9 protein-coding genes and 1 tRNA gene are annotated in these 12,124 nt (G+C 57.8%); 7 read left to right on the forward strand and 3 right to left on the reverse strand.

What is annotated here, in order from left to right; genetic code table 11:
* Window positions 1-22 precede the first annotated feature (22 nt).
* Both ACR3EP_RS14805 and ACR3EP_RS14810 read right to left on the reverse strand, forming a co-directional pair.
* On the reverse strand, window positions 23-208 hold the full coding sequence (locus tag ACR3EP_RS14805) for a hypothetical protein (protein ID WP_480638521.1): 186 nt from the start codon (window positions 206-208) through the stop codon (window positions 23-25).
* A gap of 442 nt (window positions 209-650) precedes the next feature.
* Window positions 651-737: transfer RNA gene (locus ACR3EP_RS14810), tRNA-Leu, on the reverse strand.
* A 199-nt stretch (window positions 738-936) separates the two neighbouring features.
* Here ACR3EP_RS14810 and ACR3EP_RS14815 point away from each other — a divergent pair.
* A complete protein-coding gene (locus ACR3EP_RS14815; protein ID WP_480638522.1) occupies window positions 937-1,920 on the forward strand; it encodes a complex I NDUFA9 subunit family protein in 984 nt (327 codons plus the stop codon).
* Here ACR3EP_RS14815 and ACR3EP_RS14820 read toward each other — a convergent pair whose 3' ends face one another.
* The gene (locus ACR3EP_RS14820) at window positions 1,921-2,724 is read right to left on the reverse strand and encodes an undecaprenyl-diphosphate phosphatase (protein ID WP_425081181.1); all 804 of its coding nucleotides are present in this window, start codon (window positions 2,722-2,724) and stop codon (window positions 1,921-1,923) included.
* Window positions 2,725-2,953: 229 nt separating this feature from the next.
* Between ACR3EP_RS14820 and ACR3EP_RS14825 the strand changes: the two genes are divergently transcribed.
* The 6 genes from ACR3EP_RS14825 to queG all read left to right on the forward strand — a co-directional run bounded on the left by ACR3EP_RS14825 (window position 2,954) and on the right by queG (window position 12,067).
* Complete coding sequence (locus ACR3EP_RS14825) at window positions 2,954-4,387, forward strand: NAD(P)-dependent oxidoreductase (protein WP_480638523.1); 1,434 nt, start codon at window positions 2,954-2,956, stop codon at window positions 4,385-4,387.
* A 29-nt stretch (window positions 4,388-4,416) separates the two neighbouring features.
* A complete protein-coding gene (locus ACR3EP_RS14830; protein WP_170349486.1) occupies window positions 4,417-4,851 on the forward strand; it encodes a GFA family protein in 435 nt (144 codons plus the stop codon).
* Window positions 4,848-9,380 carry a glutamate synthase large subunit gene (gltB, locus tag ACR3EP_RS14835; protein ID WP_170506479.1) on the forward strand — a complete coding sequence of 1,511 codons (4,533 nt, stop codon included), beginning with the start codon at window positions 4,848-4,850 and terminating at the stop codon, window positions 9,378-9,380. Before ACR3EP_RS14830 ends, gltB begins: the two co-directional genes overlap by 4 nt.
* 116 nt (window positions 9,381-9,496) lie before the next feature.
* Window positions 9,497-10,231, forward strand: coding sequence for a monofunctional biosynthetic peptidoglycan transglycosylase (gene mtgA, locus ACR3EP_RS14840; protein ID WP_170349483.1), 735 nt, complete (start codon window positions 9,497-9,499; stop codon window positions 10,229-10,231).
* Between the two features lie 58 nt (window positions 10,232-10,289).
* Window positions 10,290-10,955 (forward strand): FtsZ-binding protein FzlA, encoded by a 666-nt coding sequence (gene fzlA, locus ACR3EP_RS14845; RefSeq protein WP_170349481.1) that lies wholly within the window; start codon window positions 10,290-10,292, stop codon window positions 10,953-10,955.
* Window positions 10,956-11,029: 74 nt separating this feature from the next.
* Window positions 11,030-12,067 carry a tRNA epoxyqueuosine(34) reductase QueG gene (gene queG, locus ACR3EP_RS14850; protein ID WP_480638524.1) on the forward strand — a complete coding sequence of 346 codons (1,038 nt, stop codon included), beginning with the start codon at window positions 11,030-11,032 and terminating at the stop codon, window positions 12,065-12,067.
* Window positions 12,068-12,124 lie beyond the last annotated feature (57 nt).

The following is a 12,124-nucleotide window of genomic DNA, read 5'->3' on the forward strand; positions in this document are numbered from 1 at the left end:
AACCATCCGGGTTAGTATGCCATTACCGGCGTCGCGATGGCAGGTCCGCCTGCTTTTCTTCCAGAACGGTTCGAAAAAGTACCTTGAGTTCAGATTTCTTCACCAGGGGCAGCGTACGCCGATAATCCGAAGACAGGTCATCTTCTGAAACGTCCATCCGGTGCGCTTTCATTAACTTGAAGCGACTGAGAAACGAAATTTTCTTCATTGTTGCGGTCCTTCAAATTCAAAGCGTAAAAATTTGCCGCTGCGGACCCGACCCGAACCCTATGGTCGAGAGCTCGAGGATCATTAATCCGTGAGTGATGATCCGCAGCGACAGGGCGCATTTAGGCAGGTCGTTTGCCACCGTAAGGGGGAAGAATCCGGGTTTTTGCGTCATTTATTAACCGACCAGTCAAAAAATGATTGGAAAGCTTACCTTTACGTAAAGATGCTCACTCACCCGGCCAGTTTTCGTGACGTAGCGTCACGAAAGATGCGGGTCTCGCTAAGGCCTGAACGGGACCATTTAGCCAGTCTGTCTCCGCAGGAATCTGGCAAAGCAAAGCCCTAAGGGAGAGACGTCCAATAGATAGAAATTGGGGGAATACGTCACCCGAACACGTATTTGATACGATCAGAGACAAGCCAAAAATCTGTCGGGGATTTGGTGCCCAGGAGAGGACTCGAACCTCCACGTCCATACGGACACTAGCACCTGAAGCTAGCGCGTCTACCAATTCCGCCACCTGGGCAGGTGTCGTGGAGCGGCGTTTAAGCCTACTGACGGGGGGCGTCAACCAGATTCGGGAAGATTTTTTCAAGTTTTTTGACCCACCTCCGAAACGCTTGGGAAATTGTCGGGGTTTTCGCGGACGCGCGGCGTTATTGCGCCTTGTTTGCCGGTGCTTTGGGCGGTAGATCGGATCAAGACCAATCAGCAGGAGCCCTCGCATGTCCAAACTGGTCACGATTTATGGCGGATCGGGATTTGTCGGTCGGTATATCGCCCGGCGTATGGCAAATGAAGGATGGCGTGTGCGGGTCGCAGTGCGGCGCCCGAACGAGGCGATGTTCGTCAAACCTTATGGCGTGGTTGGTCAGGTTGAACCCATTTTGTGCAACATCCGCGATGATGCGTCGGTTGCTGCCGTGATGCATGGGGCCGATGCGGTGGTGAACTGCGTGGGTGTGCTGAACGAGCTGGGTAAGAACGAATTTGACGCGGTACAGGCCGAAGGGGCTGAGCGGATCGCGCGCATCGCTGCCGAACAGGGTGTTGCGCGGATGGTGCATATCTCGGCCATCGGCGCGGACGCCACGTCCAAAAGCGAGTATTCCCGCACCAAAGCACAGGGCGAGGCCGGTGTGCTGGCGCATATGCCGAACGCGGTGATCCTGCGCCCGTCGGTTATTTTCGGAACCGAGGACCAGTTCTTTAACCGCTTTGCCGGGATGACCCGGATGGGGCCGTTCCTGCCCTTGGTCGGCGCAGAGACCAAGTTCCAGCCGGTCTATGTGGATGATGTCGCCAAGGCCGCCGTGCAGGGCGTTCTGGGGCAGGCCGAGGGTGGCACTTATGAGCTGGGCGGCCCAGAGGTAAAATCCTTCCGCGCGCTGATGCAGCAGATGCTGGGGGTGATTCATCGCCGCCGGGTGATTGTTGGTGTGCCGTTCTGGGCCGCCCGGATCATGGCGGGTGTGCTGGATATAGCCAAATTTGTCAGTTTTCAGCTGTTTCCCAACCACATTCTGACGCGCGATCAGCTGACGAATCTGCGCCGGGACAATGTGGTGTCGGGCGATGCTAAAGGCTTTGGCGACTTGGAGATCGAACCGGCTACTTTGGAATCTATCTTGCCGGACTACCTGTGGAAGTTCCGTCCCTCGGGCCAGTATGATGAGATCCAGAAATCAGCAGACAACCTGCGTACCTGATCAGCTATAGGCAATCACCAGCAGGATTGCCCCAAGAATCACGCGATATATTACATAAGGCGTAAAGCTGACGCTGCGCAGCAGACGCATCATCAGGGACAGCGCCAATAAGGCCGAGATAAAGGCAAAAAAAGCGGCTATGGCACCGTCCTTAGCCAGTTGGGCATCCGCCTCGCGGATCACCTGTGTCGACAGTAATACGCCCGAGGCCAGAATCGTCGGGATCGACATCAGCATCGCGATCCGCGCGCCGTCTTCGCGGCTATACCCCAGGTGCCGCGCGCCGGTGATGGTGATACCTGACCGCGAGGTGCCGGGGATCAACGCAAGAACCTGCCACAATCCCATGATGACCGCATCGCGCGGGCCCCAATCGTTGGTTTTCTTGGTTTGGGGGCCCTTTTGGTCCATCCAATACAGTAACAATCCGAAGCCCAGCATGGTCCAGCCAATCACCGCCATCGAGCGGAGGGACTGGCTGAGCCCGGTTGTGAACAAAATGGCACCGACAATGACCGTGGGAATCGTTGCGATGATCAGGCTCATCGCCAGCCGTGCTTGCGGGGTGTCGATCTGCCCGGTCAGGGCGCGTGGCAGGCCGGCAGCGGCCTGTTTCACATCGGACCAGAAATACAGGATAACCGCGCCCAACGTGCCGACATGCACGGCGACGTCGATGGCCAGCCCCTGATCTTCCATACCGGTCAAGCTGGGCAGCAGGATCAGGTGACCCGAGGAAGAGATCGGCAAGAACTCAGTTATCCCCTGAATAATCGCCGCGAGAATCAACTGAAATAGACTCATTTAACCTGCCGTGCTGCCGCCGCGTATTGTTAGGGGAAATGGGTATAAGTGCGATGCCGAAAAGGAAAGCACGTAAAAAGGTCCGAAACGGAACTAAAAATGACGACATTTTCCAATTACTTTTCCTGACGTCGTGTATTTTTTTAATTTAGGTCAGCATAATTGACTTTTAATCCCGTAAGGTATCTCTTAAACAGGCGCGACCAAGCCAATTCATGGAGTCTAACCCGTGGCCAAGCAACCGATGCTGAAATTTGTGCAGATCGACCGCGTCATGCCTGAAAAGCGTGCCGCCGATGACCGCAAAGAAGACTTTGACGAAATCTATGCTGAATACGCCGCAGCCAAGGCGGAAGAACAGGCTAGTCGCTGCAGCCAATGCGGAGTGCCGTATTGCCAGTCGCATTGCCCGCTGCACAACAACATCCCCGATTGGCTGCGCCTGACCGCCACGGGCCGTCTGGAAGAGGCGTATCAGACCAGCCAGGCCACCAATACCTTCCCGGAAATCTGCGGCCGCATTTGCCCTCAGGATCGTCTTTGTGAAGGTAATTGTGTGATCGAACAATCAGGCCACGGCACGGTTACCATCGGCACGATTGAGAAGTACATCACGGACACCGCCTGGGACAAAGGCTGGGTGACCCCCGTGGCACCTGGAGCCGAGCGTAGCGAAAGCGTCGGTATCATAGGCGGCGGACCCGGTGGATTGGCGGCTGCGGACATGCTGCGCCGGGCTGGCATTCAGGTCACTGTGTATGATCGTCACGACCGTGCCGGTGGCCTGTTGATGTACGGTATTCCAGGCTTCAAGCTGGAAAAGGACATTGTTCAGCGTCGCAACGAATTGCTGGCTGATGGCGGGGTCAAGTTCGAGCTGAACTGCGAAGTGGACGCCGCCAAATTCGACGACATTCGCGCCAAGCATGATGCCGTGATCATCGCAACCGGGGTCTATAAATCCCGTGATCTGTCCATGCCAGGCAGTGGCCTGAATGGTATCGAAATTGCCATTGATTTCCTGACCGCTTCGAATCGCAAAAGCTTTGGTGACGCGGTCGAGGATTTCGACAATGGCCGGCTGAATGCTGACGGCAAAAAGGTTGTCGTGATTGGTGGCGGCGATACCGCGATGGACTGCGTACGTACCTCGGTCCGTCAAGGTGCGACATCGGTCAAATGCCTGTACCGCCGCGACCGGGCGAACATGCCGGGATCGCAGCGTGAAACGCAGAATGCCGAGGAAGAAGGCGTGATCTTTGAATGGCTGAGCGCCCCCAAAGGGTTCACCGGCGATGACAAGGTTTCTGGCGTGATGGTGCAAAAGATGCGTCTGGGTCAGCCAGATGCGACTGGTCGCCAAGCCCCCGAGGTCATCGAAGGTGCGGACTATGTCGAAGAGGCCGATCTGGTCATCAAGGCGCTGGGCTTTGAGCCCGAAGACCTGCCTACGCTGTTTGGTCAGCCCGACCTGCCCGTGACCCGTTGGGGCACCGTTAAGGCCGCGTTCCAAACCGGCGAAACCGAGATGGACGGTGTCTATGCCATTGGTGACATCGTGCGTGGCGCCTCGCTGGTGGTCTGGGCGATCCGTGACGGCCGCGACTGTGCCGATGCGATCATTGACAGGTTCAACAGCAAGGCTGCCGTCGCAGCCGAGTAACACCCAGCCCAGCGACAGGAGGGTCAGGAATGCCTGAACTGCAAGGCCAATGCATGTGCGGTGCGGTCACCGTCACCGCCACCCCAGCGAAGGATGCGCTGGGTGCCTGTCATTGCGACCAGTGCCGCCGCTGGACCAGTTCAATGCTGGTGAGTTTTCAAGCCGAAGAGGGGTATGCCGCGCTGGGACCGGTCAAGACCTTTACCTCGTCCGACTGGGCCGAGCGCGCCTTTTGCGCCGAATGCGGCTCGGCCCTGTGGTACCGGGTCACCGCGCCCGGCGACATGCACGGACACACAGAAATAGCAGCGGGCCTGTTCGAAGACACGGGCCACGGACTGCAACTGGAACTTTTTATCGACAAAAAGCCCAAAGGGTATGCGTTCGCAGGTGAGCGCAAGCAAATGACCAAAGCCGAGGTCGAGGCGATGTTTGCCCCCTCGGAAGAAGGAGACAGCCAATGACCAAATATGATGCCGATTGGGTACGGGCCGAAGAAGCCAAACGTGAATGGATGGCAAAAAACGGTCTCTATTCTGAGGAAGAAGAGCATTCTTCCTGTGGCGTGGGTCTTGTTGTATCCGTTGACGGCAAAGCATCACGCAAGGTTGTCGACGCCGGTATTGATGCGCTGAAAGCGATCTGGCACCGCGGCGCCGTGGATGCTGATGGCAAGACCGGCGATGGTGCGGGCATCCACGTGCAGATCCCGGTTCGTTTTTTCTATGACCAGATCCGCCGCACAGGTCATGAGCCCAATCTGGACCAGTTGATCGCTGTCGGTCAGGTGTTTCTGCCTCGTACCGATTTCGGCGCGCAGGAACAGTGCCGGACCATCGTAGAAACCGAAGTTCTGCGCATGGGATATTACATCTACGGCTGGCGTCACGTACCGGTCGATGTGACCTGCTTGGGTGAAAAGGCCAACGCGACCAGACCCGAGATCGAACAGATCCTGATCTCCAACTCGAAAGGTGTAGATGAAGAGACGTTCGAACGTGAGCTGTACGTCATCCGTCGCCGTATTGAAAAAGCTGCCGCTGCTTCCGGGATTTCGGACCTGTATCTGGCGTCGCTGAGCTGCCGCTCGATCATCTATAAAGGCATGATGCTGGCTGAGCAGGTCGCGGTTTTCTACCCCGACCTGATGGATGAGCGGTTCGAATCCGCCTTTGCGATCTATCACCAGCGTTATTCGACCAACACCTTCCCGCAATGGTGGTTGGCGCAACCGTTCCGGATGCTGGCTCATAATGGTGAAATCAACACCCTGAAGGGCAACGTCAACTGGATGAAAAGTCATGAGATCCGCATGGCCAGTGGCACCTTTGGCGACTATGCCGAAGACATCAAGCCGATCATCGCGGGTGGATCGTCAGATTCGGCCGCATTAGACTCGGTTTTCGAGGTTCTGGTGCGCGCGGGCCGCTCGGCCCCGATGGCGAAAACCATGCTGGTGCCGGAAAGTTGGTCCAAGCAGGCGGTGGAACTGCCGCAGGCCTGGCGTGACATGTATTCCTACTGCAACTCGGTGATGGAGCCGTGGGACGGTCCCGCCGCGCTGGCGATGACAGATGGCCGCTGGGTCTGTGCCGGTCTGGACCGGAACGGGTTGCGCCCGATGCGCTATGTGGTGACGGGCGATGGTCTGGTGATTGCGGGCTCTGAGGCTGGCATGGTGCCGATTGATGAGGCCACTGTGACCGAAAAAGGCGCGCTGGGTCCGGGGCAGATGCTGGCCGTGGATATGAAGAAGGGCAAGCTGTTCCGTGACAAGCAAATCAAGGACAAGCTGGCGCGCGCCCTGCCGTTCGGCGACTGGGTCGGCAAAATCAACGATCTGGACACTACGCTGGGCAGTGTAACCGAACAGCCCTTGTTTAGGGGTGAGGAACTGCGCAAGCGTCAGATCGCGGCTGGATATTCGGTCGAAGAACTTGAGCAGATCCTTGCACCCATGGCCGAGGACGGCAAAGAGGCTTTGGCCTCGATGGGGGATGACACGCCTTCGGCTGTGCTGTCAAAGCAGTACCGTCCGCTGAGCCATTTCTTCCGGCAGAATTTCAGCCAGGTGACCAACCCGCCCATCGACAGCTTGCGCGAATACCGCGTGATGTCGTTGAAGACGCGGTTCGGGAACCTCAAGAACGTGCTGGACGAGGACAGTAGCCAGACCGAGATCATCGTTCTGGAAAGCCCTTTTGTCGGCAACGCTCAGTGGGAAATTCTGGCCGAAAACTTCAACGCGCCGCTGGCTGAGATCGATTGCAGCTTTGAACCCGGTGAGGGCGCGCTGGACCGCGCTTTGATCCGTATCAGAGCCGAAGCGGAAGAGGCCGTGCGTTCTGGTGCAGGGCATCTGGTGCTGACCGATCAGTATTCCGGGCCGGACAAAGTGGCGATGCCGATGATCCTGGCCACAAGCGCGGTACACAGCCATCTGACACGTCAGGGTCTGCGGACCTTCAGCTCGCTCAACGTGCGGTCGGCGGAATGTATCGACCCGCACTATTTTGCCGTGTTGATTGGCTGTGGCGCGACAGTTGTGAACGCCTACCTAGCCGAGGATTCGCTGGCCGACCGCATTGAACGTGGCCTGTTGGATGGCACGCTGACCGAAAATGTGGCCCGCTATCGCGAGGCAATTGATCAGGGACTTCTCAAGATCATGGCCAAGATGGGTATCTCGGTTGTCTCCTCTTACCGAGGCGGGCTGAATTTCGAAGCCGTGGGTCTGAGCCGTGCCATGGTGGCCGAGTATTTCCCAGGCATGATCAGCCGTATTTCGGGCATCGGGATTCACGGCATCCGCGTCAAAGCCGAAGAAATTCACGCCAAGGGTTGGGACAGCGGTCTGGATGTGCTGCCCATCGGCGGTTTCTACAAAGCACGCAAGTCGGGTGAGACTCACGCGTGGGAAGCAACCTCGATGCATATGATGCAGATGGCCTGTAATAGGGCCTCATATGAATTGTGGAAGCAATATTCGACCAAGATGCAGTCGAACCCGCCGATCCATCTGCGCGACCTGATGGATTTCAAACCCATGGGCAAACCGGTGCCGATCGAAGAGGTGGAATCGATCACCTCGATCCGCAAACGCTTTGTCACGCCGGGCATGTCGCTGGGTGCACTCAGCCCCGAGGCGCACAAGACGCTGAACGTGGCGATGAACCGGATCGGTGCGAAATCCGACTCGGGCGAGGGTGGTGAAGATCCGGCCCATTTCGTACCGGAACCCAATGGCGACAATCCGTCAGCCAAGATCAAACAGGTGGCGTCGGGCCGGTTCGGTGTGACTGCGGAATACCTGAATCAATGTGAAGAGCTGGAGATCAAGGTCGCCCAAGGTGCGAAACCGGGTGAGGGTGGTCAGCTGCCGGGCATGAAGGTCACCGACCTGATCGCGCGTTTACGCCATTCGACCAAGGGTGTGACGCTGATCTCGCCGCCGCCGCACCACGATATCTACTCGATCGAGGATCTGGCGCAGCTGATCTATGATCTGAAACAGATCAACCCGCGCTGCAAGGTGACGGTGAAACTGGTGGCGTCTTCGGGCGTTGGCACGATTGCCGCCGGTGTGGCCAAGGCCAAGGCGGATGTGATCCTGATCTCGGGCCACAACGGTGGTACAGGTGCGTCGCCCGCGACGTCGATCAAATATGCCGGTTTGCCGTGGGAGATGGGCCTGACCGAGGCGCATCAAGTTCTGGCAATGAATAACCTGCGCGATCGTGTCACCCTGCGGACCGATGGTGGTCTGCGGACTGGTCGCGATATCGTCATGGCCGCGATGATGGGGGCCGAGGAATACGGCATCGGCACTGCCGCCCTGATCGCGATGGGCTGTATCATGGTGCGTCAGTGCCAGTCGAACACCTGCCCGGTTGGTGTCTGTACGCAGGACGAGGACCTGCGCGCCAAATTCACCGGTAATGCAGACAAGGTGGTGAACCTGATCACCTTCTACGCGCAGGAAGTGCGTGAGCTGCTGGCCAGCCTCGGCGCGCGCTCGATTGATGAGATCATCGGCCGGGCCGACCTGTTGGCGCAGGTCAGCCGTGGATCGGCGCATCTGGACGATCTGGACCTCAACCCGCTGCTGATCACCGTCGATGGCGCGCATGATATCGTCTACAATCGCGACAAGGACCGTAACGCGGTGCCGGATACGCTGGACGCTGAAATCGTGCGGGATGCGGCGCGGTTCCTGAAAGACGGTGAGAAAATGCAGCTGTCCTATGCGGTGCAGAACACGCACCGGACTGTGGGCACCCGCGTCTCGAGCCATATCGTGCAGAACTTTGGCATGCGGAACACGTTCCAGTCCGATCACCTGCACGTCAAACTGCAGGGCTCGGCCGGTCAGTCGCTGGGGGCTTTTGCAGCACCCGGTCTGAAGCTGGAAGTGTCGGGTGACGCCAATGACTATGTCGGCAAGGGTTTGTCGGGTGGTACCATCGTCGTGCGTCCGCCACAGGTCAGCCCGCTGAAGGCGGATGACAACACTATCATCGGCAACACCGTCCTGTACGGCGCCACCGATGGCCACCTGTTTGCCGCAGGTCGCGCGGGCGAGCGGTTCGCGGTTCGCAACTCGGGCGCGAAGGTTGTGATCGAGGGCTGCGGTTCGAACGGGTGTGAATACATGACCGGCGGAATCGCGGTGATCCTGGGTGATATTGGTGCCAACTTTGGCGCGGGCATGACCGGCGGTATGGCCTATCTGTACGACCCGGAAGGCAAGGCGCAGGCGCTGATGAACATGGAAACGCTGGTGACCTGCCCGGTGACCGTCGACCATTGGGAAGATCAGCTGAAATCGCTGATCGAAACCCATCAGGCCGAAACCTTCAGCCGCAAGGCCGCCGACATTCTGCAGCATTGGGATGTTGAAAAGGCCAACTTCTTGCAGGTTTGCCCGAAAGAGATGCTGAACAAGCTCAGCCACCCTCTGACCACCGAAGCAACGGCTGTTCCGGCTGAATAACGGGTTGCAACAGACCAGTCTCAAACCCGCGCGCCAATTGGCTGCGCGGGTTTTCTTAAATCCTTATACCGACAACACCCGTTTCAAACGCGCGCCCAACGTCGTATAGCTGTGACATGGCAAAAGCAGCGGTCCGCAAAAAAAGCGGTAAGAAAAAAAAGGCATCCAAAGCCAAAACCCCACTGATGCAACGGCTTCGCCGATGGGTCAGTCGTGGCTTGTTGGCGGCCGTTGTGTTGGTCGTTGCATTGGTCGCTTTGTATTCGGTGGTAAACCCGCCCGTGACACACACGATCTGGTCGGAATGGCGTAGGCTGGGCAAGGTCGAGCGTGACTGGGTCCCGATCGAGGAAATCTCACCCGTCATGGCGCGTGCAGTTGTTGCGGCTGAGGACGCGAATTTCTGCCAACACTGGGGCTTTGACGTTGAGGCAATTCGCGATGCGCTTGAAGATGGCGGATCACGTGGGGCGTCGACCATTACCCAGCAGGTGGTGAAAAACGTATTCTTGTGGCAGGGCCGCAGCTGGGTGCGTAAAGCGCTGGAAACTTCGATCACGCCGGTTGTCGAGATCTTCTGGAGCAAACAGCGTATTCTCGAGGTCTATCTGAACGTCGCTGAAACCGGACAGGGCGTATTTGGGGTCGAAGCGGCGGCTCAAAGCAATTTCAACGTATCCGCTGCCCGGCTGAGTCCGGTTCAGGCGGCCCGGATCGCGGCGATTTTGCCCTCACCTCGCAATCGCTCAGTCACTGATCCGTCAGTGCGGACGCGCAGACGGGCCGCGTCGATCCTGGATGGAGCGGCCACCATCCGCGCAGATGGTCGCGCGGATTGTTTCGAGGATTGAAACTCAACACCCCTCAAGGCTAAAGCTGGGGGGTATACACTGGTTCGATTGGAAGCTCATGGCGCGTTTGTTTCACGTTCCCCTGTCCCCTTATTGCCGCAAGGTTCGTCTGTCTTTGGCGGAAAAGAAGATCGAGGTTGAGCTGGTCGAGGAGAAATACTGGGAGAAAGACCCGGATTTCCTGCGCCGCAACCCTGCCGGAAAGGTGCCGGTGTTGCGACTGGACGGGCAGGTGATGGCGGAAAGCGCGGCGATTTGTGAATATATCGAGGAAACGCGTCCGGAGCCTGCGTTGATGCCGAAAACACCCGAAAGCCGGTACGAAGTGCGGCGTTTGGTGGGGTGGTTCGATGATAAGTTCCACCACGAGGTGACCTCGAAACTGCTGTATGAACGTGTGAACAAGAAAGTCACCGGTGAAGGCTATCCGGACAGCAAGAACGTCAAGGAAGGCGCGCGGGCAATCAAATATCATCTGGACTACATGGCCTGGCTTTTGGATCACCGCCGTTGGCTGGCGGGGGATCAGATGACATTGGCCGATTTTGCCGCTGCTGCACATTTGTCAGCGCTGGATTATATCTCGGACGTGGACTGGAATAGATCGCAAGCGGTGAAAGACTGGTATGCCAAGATCAAGTCACGCCCCGCGTTTCGGTCGATTCTTGCCGATCAGGTGCCTGGATTCCGACCCCCTGCGCATTACGCCGATCTGGATTTCTGATAGGGTGGAACAAGGGCTGTCTGCCCCTTTTTGGCCCTATAGGCCAATTCACCCCCAAGGATATTTTTAGCCAGATGAAGAGCGGATCGGATCTAAAGGAAAAGTTGGTGGCGCAGGCACTGAGCGAGGGCTTTGTGTCTTGCCGGATCTGTCGACCCTGGGATGTACCGCAGGTGCCGTCACGGCTGGAGGCATTTCTTCAGGCTGAATATCATGGGCAAATGGGATGGATGGCTGAGCGTACCCATTGGCGGGGTGATCCGGCGGCCCTGTGGCCCGAGGCGCGGTCGGTGATCATGCTGGCCGAAAGCTATGCGCCCGAGCATGATCCGACTGATATACTGGATCATCCAGACAGGGCGGCGATCTCTGTCTATGCGCAGAACAAGGATTATCATGATCTGGTCAAGAAACGGTTGAAGCGGCTGGCGCGCTGGCTGATTGCCGAATGCGGCGGAGAAGTTAAGGTCTTTGTTGATACCGCGCCTGTTCCAGAGAAGGCGTTAGGCCATGCCGCAGGGCTGGGTTGGCAGGGGAAACATACCAACCTTGTCAGCCGAGATTGGGGAAATTGGGCCTTTATAGGCTCTGTTTTCACGACATTGGACTTGCCGGTCGACGTGGCCGAAACCGATCATTGTGGAAAATGCCGGGCTTGTTTGGATTCATGTCCAACGGATGCGTTTCCGGCCCCGTATCAGTTGGATGCGCGGCGCTGCATTTCGTATCTGACAATCGAACATAAAGGTCCGATTGAGGAAGACCTGCGCGGCAAGCTGGGCAATCGGATTTACGGTTGCGACGATTGTCTGGCAGCCTGTCCGTGGAACAAATTCGCCGTTGCGGCCAGCGATGTCCGGTACGCCGCACGGGACGATCTGAAAGCGCCACCCCTGGCGGAGCTGGCGGTATTGGACGATGCCGCGTTTCGGGCGAAGTTTTCCGGGTCGCCCATCAAACGGATCGGGCGCGATCGGTTCGTGCGTAATGTTCTGTATGCCATCGGCAATTCGGGAATGGCTTCGTTGCGACCGGTGGCGCAAGGATTGGTGGAAGACTCAGACCCAACGGTGGCAGATGCCGCGCGCTGGGCGGTCGAACAACTGGCGTAAGTGCCGCAAACAGGCTGGACGTGTCGGTCCAAACCGCTACACCCATCAGCAGCGAAC

The sequence above is a fragment of the Ruegeria sp. BB10 genome (assembly GCF_056535725.1).